At 35.6% G+C, this 21,322-nt stretch carries 20 protein-coding genes and 1 pseudogene; 9 read left to right on the top strand and 12 right to left on the bottom strand.

Annotation, left to right across the window (positions count from 1 at the left end):
* Positions 1-52: 52 nt before the first annotated feature.
* Both WAZ07_RS01220 and WAZ07_RS01215 read left to right on the top strand, forming a co-directional pair.
* A complete protein-coding gene (locus tag WAZ07_RS01220) occupies positions 53-685 on the top strand; it encodes a TetR/AcrR family transcriptional regulator (protein ID WP_336471005.1) in 633 nt (210 codons plus the stop codon).
* A 17-nt stretch (positions 686-702) separates the two neighbouring features.
* A complete protein-coding gene (locus WAZ07_RS01215) occupies positions 703-1,173 on the top strand; it encodes a DUF4188 domain-containing protein (protein WP_336471404.1) in 471 nt (156 codons plus the stop codon).
* Between the two features lie 41 nt (positions 1,174-1,214).
* Here WAZ07_RS01215 and ald read toward each other — a convergent pair whose 3' ends face one another.
* Positions 1,215-2,348 carry an alanine dehydrogenase gene (gene ald / locus WAZ07_RS01210; RefSeq protein WP_336471004.1) on the bottom strand — a complete coding sequence of 378 codons (1,134 nt, stop codon included), beginning with the start codon at positions 2,346-2,348 and terminating at the stop codon, positions 1,215-1,217.
* Positions 2,349-2,493: 145 nt separating this feature from the next.
* Positions 2,494-3,293: pseudogene (locus WAZ07_RS01205) on the bottom strand (SDR family oxidoreductase).
* Positions 3,294-3,444: 151 nt separating this feature from the next.
* On the opposite strand from WAZ07_RS01205, the gene WAZ07_RS01200 reads away from it, so the two are divergent.
* The 3 genes from WAZ07_RS01200 (at position 3,445) to WAZ07_RS01190 (ending at position 4,904) form a co-directional block, all read left to right on the top strand.
* A complete protein-coding gene (locus tag WAZ07_RS01200; protein ID WP_090916348.1) occupies positions 3,445-3,903 on the top strand; it encodes a universal stress protein in 459 nt (152 codons plus the stop codon).
* 107 nt (positions 3,904-4,010) lie between these two features.
* Positions 4,011-4,202 (top strand): ProA domain protein, encoded by a 192-nt coding sequence (locus WAZ07_RS01195; RefSeq protein ID WP_090916346.1) that lies wholly within the window; start codon positions 4,011-4,013, stop codon positions 4,200-4,202.
* An 84-nt stretch (positions 4,203-4,286) separates the two neighbouring features.
* Positions 4,287-4,904, top strand: a complete 618-nt coding sequence (locus WAZ07_RS01190; RefSeq protein ID WP_336471003.1) for a hypothetical protein — start codon at positions 4,287-4,289, stop codon at positions 4,902-4,904.
* A 25-nt stretch (positions 4,905-4,929) separates the two neighbouring features.
* Here the strand turns inward: WAZ07_RS01190 and argH are convergent, their stop codons facing one another.
* Both argH and WAZ07_RS01180 read right to left on the bottom strand, forming a co-directional pair.
* Positions 4,930-6,318: an argininosuccinate lyase gene (gene argH / locus WAZ07_RS01185; protein WP_090916342.1), complete on the bottom strand. Its 1,389-nt coding sequence runs from the start codon at positions 6,316-6,318 to the stop codon at positions 4,930-4,932.
* Entirely contained in the window at positions 6,315-7,520 is a 1,206-nt protein-coding gene (locus tag WAZ07_RS01180) for an argininosuccinate synthase (RefSeq protein WP_090916340.1), read from the bottom strand. Before WAZ07_RS01180 ends, argH begins: the two co-directional genes overlap by 4 nt.
* 169 nt (positions 7,521-7,689) lie before the next feature.
* Between WAZ07_RS01180 and WAZ07_RS01175 the strand changes: the two genes are divergently transcribed.
* Complete coding sequence (locus WAZ07_RS01175) at positions 7,690-8,007, top strand: radical SAM protein (protein ID WP_336471002.1); 318 nt, start codon at positions 7,690-7,692, stop codon at positions 8,005-8,007.
* Positions 8,008-8,468: 461 nt separating this feature from the next.
* On the opposite strand, the gene WAZ07_RS01170 is transcribed toward WAZ07_RS01175, so the two are convergent.
* On the bottom strand, positions 8,469-8,684 hold the full coding sequence (locus WAZ07_RS01170) for an aspartyl-phosphate phosphatase Spo0E family protein (RefSeq protein ID WP_090918181.1): 216 nt from the start codon (positions 8,682-8,684) through the stop codon (positions 8,469-8,471).
* 685 nt (positions 8,685-9,369) lie between these two features.
* Here WAZ07_RS01170 and WAZ07_RS01165 point away from each other — a divergent pair.
* Complete coding sequence (locus tag WAZ07_RS01165; RefSeq protein ID WP_090918183.1) at positions 9,370-10,020, top strand: YitT family protein; 651 nt, start codon at positions 9,370-9,372, stop codon at positions 10,018-10,020.
* Positions 10,021-10,047: 27 nt separating this feature from the next.
* Here WAZ07_RS01165 and WAZ07_RS01160 read toward each other — a convergent pair whose 3' ends face one another.
* Positions 10,048-10,878 (bottom strand): EcsC family protein, encoded by an 831-nt coding sequence (locus WAZ07_RS01160; RefSeq protein WP_336471001.1) that lies wholly within the window; start codon positions 10,876-10,878, stop codon positions 10,048-10,050.
* A gap of 125 nt (positions 10,879-11,003) precedes the next feature.
* Here WAZ07_RS01160 and WAZ07_RS01155 point away from each other — a divergent pair, with 125 nt between their 5' ends.
* A complete protein-coding gene (locus WAZ07_RS01155; RefSeq protein WP_336471000.1) occupies positions 11,004-11,435 on the top strand; it encodes an NUDIX hydrolase in 432 nt (143 codons plus the stop codon).
* Between the two features lie 40 nt (positions 11,436-11,475).
* Here WAZ07_RS01155 and WAZ07_RS01150 read toward each other — a convergent pair whose 3' ends face one another.
* The 6 genes from WAZ07_RS01150 to WAZ07_RS01125 all read right to left on the bottom strand — a co-directional run bounded on the left by WAZ07_RS01150 (position 11,476) and on the right by WAZ07_RS01125 (position 20,362).
* Positions 11,476-12,669: an acetate kinase gene (locus WAZ07_RS01150; RefSeq protein WP_336470999.1), complete on the bottom strand. Its 1,194-nt coding sequence runs from the start codon at positions 12,667-12,669 to the stop codon at positions 11,476-11,478.
* 298 nt (positions 12,670-12,967) lie between these two features.
* A complete protein-coding gene (locus WAZ07_RS01145; RefSeq protein WP_336470998.1) occupies positions 12,968-13,954 on the bottom strand; it encodes a class I SAM-dependent methyltransferase in 987 nt (328 codons plus the stop codon).
* 361 nt (positions 13,955-14,315) lie between these two features.
* Positions 14,316-14,816, bottom strand: coding sequence for a thiol peroxidase (gene tpx, locus WAZ07_RS01140; protein ID WP_336470997.1), 501 nt, complete (start codon positions 14,814-14,816; stop codon positions 14,316-14,318).
* Positions 14,817-14,969: 153 nt separating this feature from the next.
* Positions 14,970-19,088, bottom strand: coding sequence for a right-handed parallel beta-helix repeat-containing protein (locus WAZ07_RS01135; RefSeq protein ID WP_336470996.1), 4,119 nt, complete (start codon positions 19,086-19,088; stop codon positions 14,970-14,972).
* A 232-nt stretch (positions 19,089-19,320) separates the two neighbouring features.
* Positions 19,321-19,716 carry a GerW family sporulation protein gene (ytfJ, locus tag WAZ07_RS01130; RefSeq protein ID WP_336470995.1) on the bottom strand — a complete coding sequence of 132 codons (396 nt, stop codon included), beginning with the start codon at positions 19,714-19,716 and terminating at the stop codon, positions 19,321-19,323.
* A 10-nt stretch (positions 19,717-19,726) separates the two neighbouring features.
* Entirely contained in the window at positions 19,727-20,362 is a 636-nt protein-coding gene (locus WAZ07_RS01125) for a DUF2953 domain-containing protein (RefSeq protein ID WP_336470994.1), read from the bottom strand.
* A gap of 155 nt (positions 20,363-20,517) precedes the next feature.
* Between WAZ07_RS01125 and WAZ07_RS01120 the strand changes: the two genes are divergently transcribed.
* Positions 20,518-21,321, top strand: coding sequence for an NAD kinase (locus tag WAZ07_RS01120; RefSeq protein WP_090918200.1), 804 nt, complete (start codon positions 20,518-20,520; stop codon positions 21,319-21,321).
* Position 21,322: the final 1 nt, after the last annotated feature.

Raw genomic sequence — 21,322 nt, 5'->3', positions numbered from 1 at the left:
ACTCGTGTTAATTTATTAATATAAGTTAACTTTTAGCAACAAGGGGTATATTATGAACAAAAAAATTCCACTACGGGAAATCAAAAAAGCCCGAACAAAAATCAAGCTATTTCACACGGCATTAGACATCATTGGAGAGAAATCATTTCGAGAAGTATACGTAGAAGAATTATGTGATCAAGTAGAAATTTCGAAGGTTACATTTTTTAAAATGTTCTCTCGAAAAGAAGACATTCTTATTTATTTTATGAGGTTATGGTTAACAAATTGTATGTTGGAACTACAAGAAACGAACAAAAAAGGAATGGCTGCACTTCGCTATATGTTTGAAGCAGTTTCAGAGTATGCAAAAGAAAAACCTGGACTGATGCTGAGCTTAATTGCCTTTCTCTCAGAAGAAAAAATGCATCCCTGTATGCCTCATTTAACCGATGCAGAGATTCACCTATTATATCCAGAAAAAGAAGAACAAGTGCGAAAGCTCATTCCAAATTTAAATGAATTATTTGCAAACTGCGTAGAAGAAGGAAAAGTCGCAGGAGAAATTACGCTTAATATGGACACCTCACAGATTGTGAGACTATTACACTCTATTTTTTACGGCGCCTATTTAACAGCTCATGTCTTTCAAACTCAACATGTAATGGACATGTACGATCTTCATTTAAGTATATTAAATCCATAATAAAAGAGGGATAAATGATGAAACCTGTAATACATGGACGTTATACTGCACAGATGGACGATTCCTTTGTAGTATTTGTAATCGGTATGCGCATTAATAAACTATTCGCTGTTTCGAAATGGTTCCCAGTGGCCGGAGCAATGAGTGGCATGCTAAAAGAGTTATATAAAAATAAAGAATTCGGTTTTCTCGGTACAGAGTCTTTCTTCAACGGTCGCACCATTTTACAAATTCAATATTGGAAGTCATTTGAAGCCCTTGAACATTATGCACGCCATGCATCCTTACATGTAGAAGCATGGAAAAATTTCAATCTAAAAGCTTCCAAAACTAAAACAGTTGGTATTTTTCATGAAACATATGTGATTGAGAAAGGCCAATATGAAAGTGTATATGTAAATATGCCGCGTTTTGGGTTAGTAAAAGCAGGAGAATCTATTCCTGTAAACAGGAAACACGAAACTGCACGAGCACGTATGAAACCATAATAAAAGCGACTACCCAACAGGTAGTCGCTTTACAGTCTTTCTTATGATAAAGCAGGTGCTTTTTTAAGAAGTTCTTTTGCATCTGCATATTGTAAACCATGTGCTTCTGCAACTGCTTCAAATGTTACGTAGCCATCTAATGTATTAATCCCTTTTAATAAGGCAGTATTATCTAAGCAAGCTTTTTTGTAGCCTTTGTTTGCGATTTGTACTGCATATGGTACTGTTACGTTAGTTAACGCAAGTGTTGATGTACGTGGAACCGCACCAGGCATGTTTGCAACTGCGTAATGAACAACGCCATGTTTTTCGTAAGTTGGGTTGTCATGTGTTGTAATGCGGTCAGTTGTTTCAAAAATACCACCTTGATCAATTGCAATGTCAACTATAACAGAACCTGGCTCCATAGATTTAATCATTTCTTCTGTTACAAGTTTTGGCGCTTTTGCACCTGGAATTAATACTGCACCGATAACAAGGTCAGATTCTTTTACAGCTTCTGCGATGTTATATGGGTTAGACATTAATGTTGCTACTTGGTTGCCGAAGATATCGTCTAATTGACGAAGACGATCTGGACTTAAGTCGATAATTGTTACATCCGCACCTAGACCAACGGCAATTTTCGCTGCGTTCGTACCAGCTTGACCACCGCCGATAATTGTTACTTTGCCGCGTTTTACTCCCGGAACGCCAGCAAGTAAAATACCTTTACCGCCTTTATTTTTTTCAAGGAACTGTGCACCAATTTGCGCAGCCATACGGCCTGCTACTTCGCTCATAGGTGCAAGTAATGGTAAAGAACGGTTGTCTAATTGAACTGTTTCATAAGCGATACCAACCACTTTGTTGTCAATTAATGCTTTTGTTAATTCTGGTTCTGGAGCTAAGTGTAAGTAAGTGAATAAAATTAAACCTTCGCGGAAATAGCCGTATTCACTTGGGATTGGCTCTTTTACTTTCATAACCATCTCTTGATTCCAAGCCTCTTGCGCTGCTTCTACAATTGTTGCTCCTGCCTCGACATACGCTTCATCTGTAAATCCAGATCCTAAACCAGCACCTTTTTGAACAAAAACCTCATGACCGTTTTGCACTAAATGAACAACACCCGCTGGCGTCATTGCTACACGATTTTCATTGTTTTTAATTTCTGTCGGTACACCGATACGCATTGAAAATCCCCCCTTGAAATTATAAAAATTACCCCTAAATAATTATTGCATTTATACTTTCAGAAAACGCTTTCCGTTCTCTTATATTTTATCATAAATTCTCATTTTTCGACAAAGAGGATACGAGTTGTCCGATAGAATTTGTCTAATTTTGACGATATCGATGAATGACATCAACTGCTCCAGTTACTTCTATAATGGTTCCCGTAATCATATCCGAATCTTCCTCACATAAAAAAGAAATTGTACGAGCGATATCTTCCCCTGTACCAGAACGTCCAATTGGTGTACGAGAATCAGATAATGTACGCGCCTTAGCAATTGTTGCTTCTTTCATATCACCAATAATATCACCGGGACATATCATATTTGATGTAATCCCATATTCAGCTTCTTCATAAGCAATTGTTTTTGTAAGTGAAACTAGTCCGACTTTTGCAGCTGCAAAAGCAGAACGATATACCCATCCCGGCGCGCTATCCGCTCCTTGAAATCCATAATTCACAATACGACCAAATTTTTGCTGACGCATAATAGGAACAACAAGCTTTAATAAATGAAATACGGCCGTTAAATTACCATGAATCATTTCATTCCATTCATCATCTTTATATTCAACTAACTTTTTACGCTCGAATACGTATGGACCTGCATTATTAATAAGAAAGTCAATGCGGCCAAAACGATCCATCGCTTTTGTTACTACTGTATGTAAATCCTCTTGTTTCGTTACATCCGCTTGCACAAATTGTATACGATGTGCAAGATGTTTATATTGCCGCTTTAACATTTCCATCGCTTGTACATCACTGCGATATGTTACTGTTACCGAATATCCTTTATGTAATAAACTCTCTGTTACCTTCTTCCCTAAACCTTTTGTACCGGCTGTAATGAGCGCATGTCTCACAAACATAAGCCTCCTTTTTTCTTGCTATAATTCATATGTAACAACTTCTTCATACAATTACAACTAAAATGTTTGAAACAGAGTTTTCGAAATTCTGTAACGTTTCTGTCAAACTATTTTCCATAATTTCCTTTATAATAAAGATGTAAAGAGTTATAACGCTTATAGAATGAGGAGGAATTGTTCATGAATACTACATATACAAATATTTTAATTGCAGTCGACGGCTCTAAGGAAGCTGAAAAAGCATTTAAAAAAGCAATTCAAGTAGCAAAACGTAACAATGCTACATTAACAATCGCCCATATCGTTGACGTTAAAGCTTATTCTGCGGTAGAAGCATATAGCCGCGCAATTGCAGAACGCGCAAATTTATTTGCAGAAGATTTATTAGAAGACTACAAAAAGACTGCACTAGAAGCAGGTGTTACAAAAGTAGAAACTGTATTAGAGTTTGGGAATCCAAAATCAAAAATCTCAAAAGATATTGCTCCAAAGCATAAAGTAGATTTAATTATGTGCGGTGCAACTGGTTTAAACGCAGTAGAACGTTTCTTAATCGGCAGCGTCTCTGAACATATTATTCGCTATGCGAAGTGCGATGTCCTTGTTGTTCGCGGTGATGAAGAGCAAGGGGAAATTTAATAAAGCAGCACCAAGCCTTTATTTAATAGGCTTGGTGTTTTTTATTTCCTTCTAAATAAAATTATTCTCTAAGGTTATGCTAAGAAAAAAGAAATGAGGGCGACTGCATGGAAAGTAATGAACGTATTATACTTGATTTAAACGGACAAGAAATCGACATGGTAGAAACAATTTGTGCCCACTTCAAAGAAAAACATGGTGTAGAGTTAAGCCACGGTGCACTGTTTCGCGATTTAATGGACATAGAATATATTCGCATTACAGAAGGAAAGCATAAATACGAGCAAGAAAAAATATAGCCAAAAGGTTGCTTGCATTGTACAAGCAACCTTTCTCTTTATGCATACATTATATATATGTCCAAGCATGAAGGTGTGATTTTTTTGAATAATGAAAAGAAAAAAAACAGCAAAACCAAAGTCAAAAACAAACGCACTACTCCGCTTATAAACTTATGTATCTTTACTCTTCCCGGCTGTAATGTAACAGAAAAAGAAATTAAGCAGCAAGTTGATTTAGCAACAAAAATATGGAAGATACAATTTGTTATTACTAGCATCACAATGCTGAAAGATTTTTCTGTTCGAACGAATGATACCTCATTTCGAACAAAGCAAAGTAAAAATATAAAACGATTATTTAACGAAAGGAAATATCTCTTTCCAAATCCAAATAGTATTTCAATCTTTTATACAAGTGCAAGACACCTCTCAAATAATACAACGGGACGATCGTTCTCTTCCCTTATGACAAAAAGCCGTTTTAATCATATTATCCTCACAAAATCTTCATTAGAAAATACACTTGCGCATGAACTCGGACATATTTTATTCTACTCTCATCGAAAACTACAAGGAAAAAATCCAGATGCAAACTCTTATCGAACGCATAGTCTAGATTCTAAAAATATTATGTTTGGAACTGCCACAACCCGTAAATGGAAGACAACATCTCTACAAAGAACGAAAGCATTAGAGAGTACATTAATTAAATATATGTAACAATTATGAAGACCCCCGTGAAATATTACATGTTCACGGGGGTTTCTACTCGCTCCTTCGCTATTTGAAGTGCTTGCCTAATTTGTTCGAACCCTGTACCGCCTGCACTGTTTCTTCTTTTTACTGCGGCGGACGGCGAAAGTACTTCGTATAAATCCTTCTCAAATAATGGGCTCATCTCTTGATAAGTTGCTAACGGTAGATCAAGTAAATATACACCTTCGTTAATGCAAAGAAGGACAAGCTTTCCTACAATTTCATGTGCCTGACGAAACGGTAAACCTTTACTCGCTAAATAATCTGCTATCTCAGTCGCATTTGAAAAATCTTGCGTGACAGCTTTCGCCATATTGTCTTTTTTCACCGTCATCGTCTCAAGCATACCGGCCATTACATGTAAACACCCTTTTACTGTATTGACTGTATCAAACATGCCTTCTTTATCCTCTTGCAGATCTTTATTGTAAGCAAGCGGCAATCCTTTCATAACTGTTAATAAGCTAAACAAGTTGCCATATACTCTTCCTGTTTTCCCGCGAATGAGCTCTGCCATATCCGGATTTTTCTTTTGCGGCATAATGCTGCTGCCCGTTGCATAACTATCGCTCATTTCAATAAATTGAAATTCCTGACTGCTCCATAAAATCAGTTCTTCACAAAAACGTGATAAATGCATCATTAATATAGAAGCATTACTTAAAAATTCAAGAATAAAATCACGGTCGCTTACTGCGTCTAAACTGTTCTCATATATCCCATCAAACCCAAGTAGCTGTGCACTATATTCACGATCAATCGGAAATGTTGTCCCAGCAAGTGCCCCGGCTCCGAGCGGAGAAATGTTAATGCGCCCTAGTGAATCTATAAAACGATTTCCATCGCGTTCTAACATCCAAAAATATGCAAGAAGATGATGTGCAAAAGAAATCGGTTGTGCACGCTGTAAATGCGTATATCCTGGCATAATTGTTTCAATATGTTTTTCTGCTTGCGCTGTAAGTACAGTCTGCACTTGCTTAACTGCCTTGATAATATGCTGCACTTCATTTCGCAAATACAAATGCATGTCGGTTGCTACTTGATCATTACGGCTTCTTCCTGTATGCAGCTTACCGCCAACTTCACCAATATGCTGAATTAACATTTTTTCAATGTTCAAATGAATATCCTCTGCTTCAACAGAAAACGTAAGTTCCTGCTTCTTTGCTTTTTCAAGTAAATACTGAAGACCGTTTTTAATTTTTTCTCCTTCTTCCACTGTCACGATGCCACATTTCACAAGCATCGTAACATGCGCAATGCTTCCTTCTATATCTTCTACTGCTAATTGTTGGTCGAAGGAGATCGAGGCTCCAAACTCCTCAACCCACTGTTCAGCCTGCTCTGTAAAACGACCGCCCCAAAGTTTACTCATGCCTCCACCTTCTTTTGATTCACTTGGCTATATACTTTTGTTGGTAAACCAAATAATGAAATGAAGCCAACAGCTGCATCGTGATTAAATTCATCTTCTACTGTATATGTTGCTAATTTTTCATCGTATAGAGAATAATCCGATTTACGTCCTTCCACAATTGCATGTCCTTTAAATAGTTTTACACGTACTGTACCTGTCACATGTTTTTGCGTTTCTTGTAAAAAGGCAGCAAGGGCATCTTTTAAAGGCGAGAACCATAAGCCGTTATAAATTAACTCTGTTAATTTTTGTTCAATCATCGGTTTAAAATGCGCTACTTCTTTTACAAGTGTTAAATCTTCTAATTCCTTATGTGCAGTAATTAACGTCATCGCTGCTGGGCATTCATACACTTCACGTGACTTAATACCGACAAGACGATTTTCTACATGATCAATGCGGCCAATCCCATGCTTACCAGCAAGAGAATTTAGCGTTTTAATTAACTCAGCTAGGGAATACGATACACCATTTAATGTTGTTGGTACCCCTGCTTCAAACCCAATTTCTACAAATTCAGGTTTGTTTGGTGTATTCTCCAGTGCTAACGTCATTTCATATGCCTCTTCTGGCGGCGCTGCCCATGGATCTTCCAAAACTCCACACTCATTGCTTCGTCCCCATAAATTTTGATCAATTGAAAACGGGCTGTCTAAGTTAATCGGAATTGGCACATCGTTTTCTTTTGCATACGCAATTTCCTCTTCACGTGACCATTTCCATTCACGTACCGGTGCAATCACTTCTAAATACGGATTTAACGCTTGAATAGAAACTTCAAAGCGTACTTGGTCGTTTCCTTTTCCAGTACATCCATGTGCAACTGCACTTGCTCCTTCCATCTCTGCGATTTCTACCAACTTCTTCGCAATTAACGGACGAGATAATGCGGATACAAGTGGATATTTCCCTTCATATAACGTGTGAGCTTGCAGTGCTTTTAATGCATATTCATTCGCAAATTCTTCTTGCACGTCAATCATATAAGATTGAATAGCTCCAACGGATAATGCCTTTTCTTTCACAAATTCTAAATCTTTCCCTTCGCCTAAATCTAAACAAAGTGCAATAACATTGTATCCTTTTTCTTGCAACCACTTAATCGCAACGGAAGTATCAAGACCTCCGGAATATGCTAATACAACTTTCTTATTCTCCATTTTACATCCCCCTAAAAAGAATATTTATTCATCATTATTAATATTAATTCATAATTTATCATCTTTTAAAAAATGGCGCAAGGGATATTTACAAATATTTTTCAAACAATTTCATCGAAGTTCGTTCTCTTTTTCGATACAATAGAAACAGAAAATGGAGGGAAGAGGCATGAAACAATATTTCATATATAATGAACATCTAGGAATTGAAATACCTGATTTACAAGAAGAATGGAAAGAGATTCCTACAGCTGTACAGCATGCCATTTTATTAAAGTGGGAACAAATTCGCGGAAAAATACCTGATCGGATTCAAGAACTTGAACATATCATTAATACGAAACAACATAAATTAAATAACGAAGAAAACTTTGAGCTTTCCTGTAAACTGAATACAGAAATTGCCGATCTTGCTTCCATCATTAACGACCTTTGGCTTTGGTATCGTCTTACTCAAAATGTCTCTGAAGGAAAGGCGCATCAGTAAAGAAGAAATGGTTTTTTTCTTATTTGGAGTTTACATGCTTAATTCTTAAATACAATTTCTTTCATAGGAGATTTCATATACTTTGGAATGCAAGGGCTGCCAGTAAAAGTGGGAGGATGTATCTGATATACTTTCATGGAAGCAAAGAATGATTTCCAGTTTTAGTGCACCTTCTTCATAACCGCTTACTCCACTTGCGCTGGCAGATTCATATGATCTTGTTACTTCATAAGGTGAAACTTCCGTCAGTGGGGGTTTTACTGCCCACGAATAGCGGGATAAACTTTATTTTAAACGCTTCTCTAGACGCATTTACAAACTCTCCAAATAAAAAATTTTCATCAGTGGACCTCTACCGATGAAAATTCCCCAACAATCAAACTATTATGGACTTCTCTTTTTATCACAATAATTCGCAAGCGCTTTCAAACATAGGTAATAAAAAAGAAAGCTTGTTCCAACTAAGGTGAATGTATATTGTTATTCGTATTTTTCTTTGCAGAAATAGAAAATATACTTTCTTGATAAGTAATACTTTCCATCAAACGATAGACTAAATCATCTAACTCTTGGCTACATACAACTACCTTCTCATGATTAAATCCGTACATTCTTACAAGTCCAATTAGTTCCTCTCTTTTTTCCTCTATGCTTACTTGTATATCTACTATTTTCATACGAATCTCTCCAGTCATCGCTAATATGACTTGAATTATAGGGAATATTCCCTTTAAAATGAATATTATGTAATTAATTAAAGTACATTTTTCATAACCAAAAACTTTCGACAGCAAATATTAGTTTATTACACCATTTCCCCTCATATTTACAAAGTGTGTAGGTTTTTCTTTGCCCATTCTCAGTTTCCAACAACATACATTTCCCAAAAGTATGATATAATAGTATAAAATCTTTCACAGAAAGGATTTAGATATCATGATCGCTCGAAGGAGCATGTGGCATCGAAAAGACGAATCTTACACGTAGCGTATTTTTTGCTTAGATACTTTATCTAGCGAAAAAAATACGAAAGTGGGGAAATTATGATTGCCCGAAGGATAATTTGGCAACAAAAAGACTCTTCTTACACATAGCGTTTTGTTTAGGTTGTGTGACACTTACTAAACAAAACCTAGAAGAGAATAGGATTGCTAAATAAAAAATCCTACTCTAAGTTTTGTTTAGTCTATTTTAGGCCTAAACTAAAACGAAAGTAGGGAGAATTGATGGACGAGAGGATTATTCGTTATTTCTTCAGTGATATATAGCGTAGTTAGACGTATGTAAACTAACTGCTGCTATATAGGCGTAGTTAGTTTATGAAAAATAGAAAACTACTAACTACGGAGAGAAGGAATAACGATGGAGAACATCCAAAGTCGACGAATTATTAAAGAAATTTTCATGGTTTTACTTGGTTCATTTATTTTAGCTACCGCGCTATATCACATTCATTTTCAAAACCACTTAACTGAAGGTGGCTTTGTCGGAATCGCACTGTTTTTACAAAATTTTGTTGATATTTCACCATCCATTTCAACGGTTTTAATGGATATTCCAGTCATTTTACTATGCGCTACATTTTTAGGTAAAAAAATGGTCGGCTATTCATTTATCGGTTCGATTTCATTCGGAGTATTTTATTCTTTAATGGAAAATTATTCTCCGTTCACGGTTGATTTATCTAATCATTTATTTGTAGCTGCAGTAGTAGGCGGAGCTTTAGCTGGAGTTGGACTTGGTTTTATTTTACGATTCGGCGGTGCAACAGGCGGAGATGACATTTTAACAATTGTATTAAGCAAAAAAACACGCTTTACGGTTGGGCAAATTTTCTTCGTTTTTGACGCAATTGTCATTGCACTTTCACTATATTATTTAACATGGACTGAGATTGCCTTTACGATTCTTTCCCTTGCTGTGCAGGCGAAAGCACTAGATTTAATCTATTATCCAGCAGAGGAAAAGAAAACCGTGGCAATTCCATTATCAAAACAACATGCAACAAATTAGAAGCGAAAGGCAGCTGCCTTTCGCTTTTTATACTTTTTGGCGTAAATAACGCATTTGATAAAATCGATTCGCAAATTCTGTTACGCTCCGCGTTAACCGGTAATTCGCCGTTGATCCAACCGCAATCCCAAGTACTGGTACACCTTGAAACAACTTGCGGCGCAGTGAATAAATAATGAATGTTTTCAAAATTTGTTTTAGCATCACTTGGACAGATGCTGGATTTAACACTTCTTCTTCTCCCTCATAAAAAAATGGAGCCGGTTCTTCTTGTTCTAACTCTTGCAGCAAATTGTACCAAGCATACTGCTGCAAATGCGCTGGCAATATAGCTGCATGAAACACTTTTAACGCTAACATCATTTCATACGGTTTATTCACATCATGACCAAATGATGTAGCAATCAGTTGTACGGCTTTCACATTTAAAGCAATCAGTACTGGGAAATCTGCACTTAATAATAAAAAGCCGCCAATTCCAGTTACTCCTCCTTGCACGAAAGAATATAAACGATGACGAGCTGTTTGTTGTTCTGCTATGTATGTTAATTGATGAATGGATAGTTCTCTCATTTCTTCAATATGTTCAATAGAATCATCAAACACACGCGCCGCCCCCAAAATTCTTCCGCGTACATCAAGCTGCGACTGCGAGCTTTGTATGAACGCATGTAAATGAAAAAGCCATCCATCTGCTTTTGAAAAAAATTCATTTCGTTTCTTCTCTGGCAATTTCGAAAATGTACGATTTACCCATTTATCAAACATTTGCTGAAAATCCGTTGATTCGTGTTGCACTAGTTGCTGCTCCCAGCTTTTTAGATCATGTAAAATTCGTTCCTCGCTCTTTGACAACATACAAACATCCCCTTGAATTATTTTTCTACACTGTAATATATTTGCTGCGAGAGGCCGTACGCCCTGTTTTTTTCTGAAAAATATGTTATTTTCAAATAAGTCGCAATAAAAAAGGGAGGTATGTTATGTATCCGCGTGCAAAAGCATTAGGCATTATTAAACACAATGATTGCATCCTTGTTGAAGAATATAAAGGAAAACATGAAACTGGTGAGGGATATTATTATCGACCACTTGGAGGAACAATTGAACTTGGGGAATACGGGGCGCAAACTGTTATCCGAGAATTTGAAGAAGAACTTAGCGTTACTGTAGAAATCAGTACATACTTAGGCTGTTTAGAAAACATTTTTCAAATAGACAATACAATTGGCCATGAAATAGTCCAATTGTATTCTGCTCATTTTTCAAACAAAGAACTTTATAAACAGAATCGATTCACCATAACAGAAGGAGATCACATCTCTTATGGTGTATGGATCCCGATTGAAACATTTTTACAAGGTGAAAAAACATTATACCCAAACGGATTAACGGAACTACTTTCAAAAAAATAATAGAAAAAAGACGGGAATCATCCCGTCTTTTTATCATATATTAACCAATATTTCCAAGACGTACTACGTCACGAGCAATCATAACTTCTTCGTCTGTTGGAATTACGATTACTTTTACTGGAGAGTGAGGGAAGCTAATGAATGCTTCTTCACCGCGGATATTGTTGCGTTTTGGATCGAAGTATACGCCCATAAACTCAAGACCTTCTAATACACGCTCACGAATTAATGCACTGTTCTCACCAATACCAGCTGTAAAGATGATTGCGTCTACACCTTTCATACGAGCTGCATAAGAACCGATGTATTTATGAATGCGGCCTATAAATATTTCTAATGCTACTTCTGCACGGTGATTTCCTTCTTCTTCAGCTTGCTCAATATCACGTAAGTCACTTGAGAATCCAGAAAGACCTAACATACCACTTTTCTTATTTAATACGTTAAGAACTTCATCTACATTTTGTCCTGTTTTCTTCATAATATATGGAATTAACGCAGGATCAAGGTTACCAGAACGTGTACCCATTGTTACACCAGCAAGTGGAGTGAAGCCCATAGACGTATCAATTGATTTTCCGCCTTCAACAGCTGCGATACTTGCACCGTTACCTAAGTGACAAGAAAGTAAACGTAAGCTTTCAAGTGGACGGCCTAATAATTCAGCTGCACGTTGCGTTACATATTTATGAGAAGTACCGTGGAATCCGTATTTACGGATGCCGTATTTTTCATAGTATTCATAAGGTAAGCTATATAAGAAAGATTCTTCTGGCATTGTTTGATGGAATGCTGTATCGAACACCGCTACTGAAGGTACGTTCGGAAGAACTTCTTGGAACGCTTTAATACCAATAACGTGTGCTGGATTATGAAGTGGTGCTAACTCACTTAAAGCATCGATTTCTGCTAGTACTTTATCGTCAATTAGAGCAGAATCTGCGAATTTTTCACCGCCGTGTACAACACGATGACCAATACCGCTAATCTCATCAAGAGATTTAATAATACCTGTTGCAGTTAATTTGTTTAAAAGCATATTAACCGCAACGCCATGGTCTGCGATATTTGTTACTTCTGTTTGTTTTTCGCCGTTTACAGTAATTGTAAATATGCTATCTTCTAATCCGATACGTTCTACTAAACCTTTTGTTAATACTGTTTCACTTGGCATTTCGAATAATTGAAACTTTAAGGAAGAGCTTCCTGCATTAATCGCGATGATTTTTGACATCTAGTCTTTCGCCCCTTTTTCTCTAGCTGTGTGGAATCCCTCCACAAACCGCTCAATTTTATGTCTTCAATTTTTCTCAGATAACAGAACCGTTTCACTGATAAAAATTTAATACTCACGATTTTAATTTAAACATCGTACGACATATATTTCAAGTGAAAAAATTGTAACACAACAGATTTTTTTATATTACAGATTGAAAGTTTTCAATTTCGTCACCTATATATATTACTGAATTTTGTAAACAATATAAAACTGTACTATATATACGTGTATATCTGTTATACATGTACCCGTTTTAGTTTTTCTCAGCAAACCAACCATTAATTTGCTGCATAATGTTCTCCATCGCTTGCATATTAGAGAATTTCGGTAATTCTACTAATAGCGCTTGTTTTGGCATGTTTACGTTTTGCCCTTTCTTTTGGAGAACAAATATACTTTTTGCATTTTTTTCATTCTTAAACATGGAAACAGGTAACTGAAGTAATCCTTGCACAAAACATGTTTCTTTAATAAATGCATGAAGCTTTGGTGCTTGGTCGCTTTCAAAAATGAAGTTTGGCACTAAGAAAAATAAATAACCACCTTCTTTTGTATGTTTGACACTTTGTTCGATAAAAAGATGATGTGCATAAGACATACCTTCGTCTGCTTTTAACGTATATTCACTTGCACCGATTTCATTTGGATAATAGCCGATTGGTAAATCACACACAACTGCATCAACTGGATCAATATAAAGAGACGCTAGTCCATCTTGATTAAAGAACTCGACCGCTTGTTTTTGTAAATTCGCATTGACTAATGCAAGTTTAACAAGCAAGTCATCCACATCTACTCCAAAGCCACTCATCGTTGTACCTTCTAGGCGACCATTGAAGATTGTCGTTAATAAATTTCCTGTTCCAACTGCAGGATCTAGTACAGTTATTTCCTCTTGATCCTTCATAAATTTATGGAATAAATAACTCATAAACATCCCAACTGCATCAGGCGTCATTTCATGATTTGCTTGTACGCCTTCTTTCATCCCTTTTAAGATGGCAAGTTGAAACGCTTTGCGAATTTCTTCGCCTTTATAGTTTTCTTCATTAAACTTGCTATATTCACGCTCTAATCGTTCAATTGTTGGTTGTTCTAAGCCTTCTTGTAAAATTGTTCCTTCAAATAAATTATCACCTGTTTCTACAAGTGCTTCTAAATACGTTATATCTAATTCTTTACGTAAAATTACGGCAGAAGAATCAAAAATAGAAAATAATGTTTCTACTGTTGAACTCACGAAAATTCCTCCTTCAAACTAAAATACACATAACTTATATCATACCATATTCTTAATTCTTTTCATTCTTATTGAATCGACAATATATAAATACAAATAAAAAATCACTTTTTTAGGTGGACGAGAGCATCTGGTCATGCATAGAAAGCGGTTAGACCCCTTTCCTGCCACGTGCAATATGAAAACAAAGGTAGAAAACGAGTGCCGATCACTTTTTATTTTGCATAGCAGTGACTTATATGTAAAAAAATCAAAATGGATTTATATGTCGACACTTCTACAATATACGGCATGAAATGTAGAGAATTTACTGTCAAAAAAAAACGACCCCTTGATAAGAGATCGCCTTGTGTTACCTACATTATTTTGCGGCTTTTGCTGCTTCTAATGCTGCTTCGTAATTCGGATGGCTTGTACCTTCGCTTACGTATTCTACGTAAACAATTTTGTCGTTGCTATCTACTACGAATACTGCACGTGCAAGTAAACGAAGTTCTTTCATTACAACACCGTATGCCTCACCAAAAGAAAGGTCGCGGTGATCAGAAAGCGTTACAACGTTTTCTAAACCGTTAGCTGCACACCAGCGCTTTTGAGCAAATGGTAAATCAACGCTAATTGTTAATACTTTTGCGTTTTCAATGCTAGCTGCATCTTCGTTGAAACGACGAGTTTGTGCATCACATACACCTGTATCAATAGATGGTACAACACTAATCAATTTCACTGCGCCTTTATATGTTTCTAAAGTTACCGGAGATAAATCATTCGCTAACACTTGGAAGTTTGGTGCTTGGTCGCCTACTTTAACTTCTGTGCCAACTAAAGTGATTGGGTTTCCTTTAAACGTTACGTTTGCCATTTGAAAATCCTCCCTTTTCTAAAAAACAAAATATGTACAGTGTTAATGATAGTCATAATGCCCTTAAAATACAAATGAAACTAACTCAATTTATATAATTTTTTCAACAAAAAAGCCTATTTAAATTTATCCATATTCCCTGTCCTCGCTTTATTATTGCTCCTGTTGTTGTAAAAGCGCCTGTATATCTTCCACACTAATTGTATATTTCCGTTCTTCCATTCGCTCTTCTATTGGCAAGGTAGCGATACGATAATCTAAATTTTTCATTGCCTGTTCAATAATCTTACGAGCCAAACCTGCATTCCCATATGTTTTATCGCGATTTTCATACAGATAAGTAAAATATTCAACAAGCATGTGTCTTGCTTCAGTTGACATACTATACAGCTTTTTAGTCATATAATAATTTGCAATTTGAATCATTTCTTCTGGTGTATAATCTTCAAATACAAGGCGGCGATCAAAGCGACGACGAAGGCCTTTATTGCTATCAAGGAACTCTTCCATCTCATCTTCATATCCAGCAACTAATACGATAAACTCTCCGCGTTTATCTTCCATTTGTTTTAGCAATAATTCCACAGCTATATGTCCAGAATCCTTGCTCCCCTTATTCGTCAGTGTATATGCCTCATCAATAAACAGTGTGCCTCCCATTGCTTTTTGTAATACACTCGCTGTTTTCTCTTCCGTTCCCCCTTGATATTTATCAACCAATTCTTTTCGATCTACTTCCACACAATCTCCGCGCTCTAAAATTCCTAATGCCTCATACACCTTTGCAATAATTCGCGCAACCTCTGTTTTTCCTGTTCCTGGATTACCAATTAATGAAATATGCATGGAAAGTTCTCTTATATCCTTACCTTCTTCTCGATAATAAGAAACAAGCTGGATTAATCTTTCAATTTCTTTTTTCACCTTTGTTAAACCGATTAAACTATTCAAACGGTCCATTTGTTCTTGTAGTAATTTCTCATTAATTGGAACAGCCACTTTTCTTGCGCCTCTTTGTTGGAATGCTTTTTCAACATCCTCCAAACGAATTGTCGTCAATACTTCTTTGTTCTTCCATTCACTTCTTGGTAATGTACTAATTCGGTTTGCTTGCAATGTAATCCATTTATCTACTTGTTCCCGAACCATACGCGCGTTTCCAAAATGTTCATCCCGCTTTCTATACAGCCATACAAATTGTTCATATACATAATTTTCCGCTTCTTCTGTTAAGCGGTACTTCTTATCATCTAACAAGCGATTTCCAATTTCCATCAATTCATCTGGTGTATAATCTTCGAATTTCATATAAGATACAAAACGGCTTTTCAAACCTGGATTAGAAGCAATAAATCGGTCCATTTCTTTTTCATAACCAGCAACGATACATAAAAATTCTCCGCGATGATTTTCAAGAGCTGCTAATAAAACTTCAATAACTTGTCTCCCAAAATCACGTGCACCATCTTCAATACTCAACGAATATGCTTCATCAATAAACAAAACCCCACCCATTGCTTCATCAATACGCTGTTTTGTTTTCTCTTCAGAATGACCAATATACGCTCCGACCAAGTCTTCACGCTTTACTTCAACAACATGCCCTTTTTCAAGCAATCCAAGTGATTTATATACTTTCCCTAGCAAACGAGCAATCGTTGTTTTTCCCGTCCCTGGATTCCCATAAAAAACGGTATGTTTTGGTTTAATATCTCCCCCGGAGTCAAGACCTGCTTCTTTTCGATAACGAGTAATTTCTACAAGGTTAATTAAGTGTTTAATTTGTTCCTTAATACTGTTCATTCCAACAAAACGTTCTAACTCCGTCATTATATCGTTCGATTCTATAATTTCCTGCTGTTCTTGTACCTCTTCCACATCCTGTTTTTCTTCTTTTGATTCTTCAGTGGATTGTACTTTCTGACGCGTTACCTCTACATACGTTTTACAATTTTCTAATGTAGCTGAACGATCATCAGTAATTTGATAAGCCGTTTTTTCTATATCAAAACACTTGATATCCTTTAAAATAATTTGACTTTCAGAAGCAATCTTAACGCCCATAAAAGCATCATAAATGTTACACTTTTGAACAGTACCTTTTACATGTGAATTGATTTCAATTGCTGATGATTCATCTACTTGAGACATTTCACATTGTTCTATCCAAAATTCACTTTCTTTTCCCACTAAAAATATTGGATTCTTACAATGATTAAAACTACTTTTCTTTACATCAAATTGACTTTCTTCACTATATATCATCGGATATTCAAATTGAGAAATACTCCCATTTATAAAAACAACATTACTATTATTTTTAATATTAAGTGCATTTCCACCACAATTTTCAATTTGAATTTTCTCGATTACAGCTTGTCCCTGATTTAGCCAGACAGCTGTTTCTCGGCAATCATATATATCACACTCTATTATTTTTGAATTGCTACCACTTACGACTCCAACCCCTCTTAAAGAGTTATACATTTTATTTCGTTGGAGCAATACTTCGCTTTCCTCATAAATTTCTACGCAATCTTCATTGAAATCTGATATATTACAATCTTCAATGGAAACAACGCTATTCTTATTAATATTCACAGCCGTATATTGTCCTTTATACAATTCACTCTTTGTAAGTGTTAGATAACTCTCCTCTATCCCAATCATTGAATAGTTATCACTAAAAAAATTAAATATTTCACATCCCTCTATTGTCAACTGACTGTTTTCTATAAAATTAAAAGCATTATTATTCCCCTCATATAATTTACAATTTATTAATTTCAAATTACTTTGTACCCCTTGAATCATTGCATAGGATTCATTTTGAAATTGACAGACTTCACATTCTTCCATGATGCAACCACTGTTATTTTCTAAATAGATTGCATCTCTAGTACCCTTATAAATTTTACATTTTTTAAACTCCGGAATACCTTGGTTAACATATATAGTAGAATATTTTTCATTTGAAAATTGATATATTTCACATTCTTCAAAAAGGCCGCCGCCATTTTGATAAAATGATATTCCGTTCGCTTCACCATCATGAAATTTACACCTTCTAAACATTGGTCTACCAGTAACTACTGCTACAATTTGCTTTTTAAAATTAAACGCTTCACACTCTTCAATAAAAGGTCGACTTTCTTCTTGAATATAAAAAGCAGATGATTCTCCATCATACATTTTACAAAATCTAATGCTAGGCTCTGACCTCACAATTTGAAAGGCGTGGCCTTCTGTTTTATAAATTTCACAATTTTCTATTACCGCTTTACTTCCTTCACTTATATAATAAGCATTATTTGCAGTATAACTAATTTTACATTTCTTCCATGTAGGTTGACTCGTTTCTATCCAAATCGCTGGATATTCTTCACCTAATAAATTAAATATTTCACATTCCTCAATTAATCCTGCACTCTGCTCTTTAAAAGTTACGGCATTTGTGTTCCCATCAAACATTTTGCAACCCTTCATAGCTGGCTGACTCTCACGAATATATATCATTGTATTTTTAAACTTGAATATCTCACAATTTTCTATTATCGGTTTACTTCCCTTTTCTATGTAGATAGCATGATTTTGTCCATCATGTATTTTACACTTCTTTATGGTAGGAGCACTATTAGATATATACAGAATGACACCTTGTATATCAAACAAGTCACAGTTTTCTATAAATGGGTTACCATTATTTTTCATAAAAACAGCATCGCTCGCACTATTATAAATGCGGCAATTTTTTATAATCGGATTACTATTACTGATAAATAAGGATGGATACTTTTCTCCCTTCATTCCATGTATTTCACAATCTTCTATTGTCCCTTGACTTCCCTCTCCAAAGTTGATTGCATTTGTATACCCACCAGTTATTTGACAGAATTGCATATACAATATCCCTTGTTGGTGCACCCATACACCTGAACCATTTTGTGGATAAATATCGCAGTCTTGTATTTGTATTGTTCCAGAAGAACATTTTATTAAAGCTGTATCATCTTGTCCAAGCTGACGAATTTGAATTCCTTTTATAAATGTTTTACTCCCATTCTCAATTAAAAAAGCTGTTTGAAACGTTTCAATTACAGTATCACTCTTATCACCTTCACTAATTATGTTAATATCTTTATCAATATGGATATTTTCTCGATACACACCAGGCTTTACTACTATTGTTGTACCTGGTGAAACACCCTTTACGGCATCCGCAATTGTTTTATACCTTGAAAAAAAGGATTTCGAAACTGTAACTTCATTCATACACCGGACCTCCCCTTCCACAATAATCCATATTTTACATTATACATAAATATAAAATTGAAAAGAATTAATTTTCGGAATTTAAGAAAAGTTATGTTCTATCCTATAAGGGGTCTTACTGCCCGCAAATAGCGGGATAAATCTAAAGAAGATGATTTCTGTTAATACAGAAATCATCTTCTTCATGTGGCATCATTTTTTAACGCCCTTTACAAAAGGTACATTTCATTTTCTATATTTCATACTCTGGCTGTTCATCCTTTTGTTTGTTCATCATTTCTTTCACTTTATCAACTGCCTGAGGTGCTAATTCCATTATTTTATCAAGTATATGCGTCTGTTTATCTAAATGAAGTACTTTCACACCTTCACTATTTACAATAAGAAAAGCAACCGGGTTAATGGAAACACCGCCGCCGCTACCACCGCCAAATGGATGATGATTATTATTTTCAAGTTTCCCAAATTCACTACCACCTGCCGCAAAGCCAAATCCTACTTTAGAAACTGTTAAGATAACACTTCCATCAGGTGACTGAATGGGATCACCGATGATTGTATTTACATCAATCATATGATTTAAATGCTGCATCGCTGTTGTCATTAATCCTTGAATTGGATGTTCCATATAATCCCCCCTATATTTTTTGCTGCATCGCATGATCTGTCGGAATAACTCCTTGCTTCTTCAAAAATATAAACAACCGAATTACTGCCTTAACTGCACGATATATGCGAAATGAAGCCGTTAATTCACAATGGGATGCCACAGTTTTCCCTTGAAAAATTGGAGTAATTTCAAGCTGCGGCGCACCAATAATTTCTACATATTGACCGGCAGCGCCAACAATGATTCCTTTTACCGACCATACATAACCTGTAATAACTCCAGTACTCGCTGCATCACCTGTTCCAATTTGCGAATACCATCTCCAATTATTGATTTTCACTTTTTGAAGAAAATCTTTAAACATAGTATGGATTTCTTGCAGCCTTTTTATAATCTCAGCTATACTGTCAAGCCATGCCACAAATTTATCCTCGGTTCCGCCTTCCTCTTCTGCTTTTTCAATTTTTTGCTCTGTTTTCCTTTGCTGCTTTTCAATCCGTTCTAGCACATCAAACGTATAATGAATCATCCATATTTTCACTTCAAGCAAACATTGTTTTTCTGTTTCTGTATATAACAAACTAATTTTTAGCGATAATTTCGATAATAAAATAAGTAAGACCAACAAAATAAGTATTCCAATTCCAATCACAAGCCACTTCATCGTACCATCCTTTCATTCCGTATTCATTATCGACACGGCATAAAAAAAATAAACAAAATTGAAAATATAGATTTTTCTAAAAACAGAAGGGTTTTTCATATTTTTATCGAAATATACTATTTGAACATATTATTTACTGCATGGAGGAATACAAAATGGAAAATCGTCGCAATTTATTTTTCTTTTACGGTGATGATAAAGCAACGCTTATCGAAAAAATGAAACCAGTATACGACATTTTAAAAGAAAACGGATTTACAATATTAGACCATCCACAGCACGCAAATGCTATTGTTAGTGTTGGCGACGATGGTACATTTTTACAGGCTGTTAACAAAACAGGATTTCGTGAGGATTGTTTATACGCAGGAGTTTCGGCAACAGATGATATTTCCTTTTACTGTGACTTCCACATCGACCATGTGGATAGCGCCCTTCAAGAAATCACAAAAAATGAAATTGAAGTAAGAAGATATCCAACAATTCAAGTAACTGTCGATCATGACACATCTTTTCATTGCCTAAATGAATTCTCACTGCGCTCTAGCGTGATTAAAACATTTGTGTTAGATGTGTACATCGATGATTTATATTTTGAAACATTCAGAGGGGATGGTTTAGTCGTTTCTACCCCAACAGGAAGCACTGCATATAATAAATCACTAAGCGGAGCTGTCGTGGATCCATTAATTCCATGTTTCCAAGTAAGTGAGCTTGCTTCTTTAAATAACAATACGTACCGGACCCTTGGTTCTCCATTCATCTTAAGCAACGATCGTACGTTAACATTAAAATTAACTCATAATGACAAAGACTACCCTGTCATGGGTATGGATAACGAAGCACTTAGTATTAAACAAGTGGAAAAAGCAGTTGTACGTTTAAGCGATAAGCAAATCAAAACAGTGAAACTAAAAAACAATTCGTTCTGGGAAAAAGTACAAAGAACATTTTTATAAA

The sequence above is a fragment of the Bacillus bruguierae genome (assembly GCF_037104725.1).
GTDB classification, from domain to species: Bacteria; Bacillota; Bacilli; order Bacillales; family Bacillaceae_G; genus Bacillus_A; species Bacillus_A bruguierae.
This window is presented reverse-complemented; position numbering and strand designations above follow the sequence as displayed.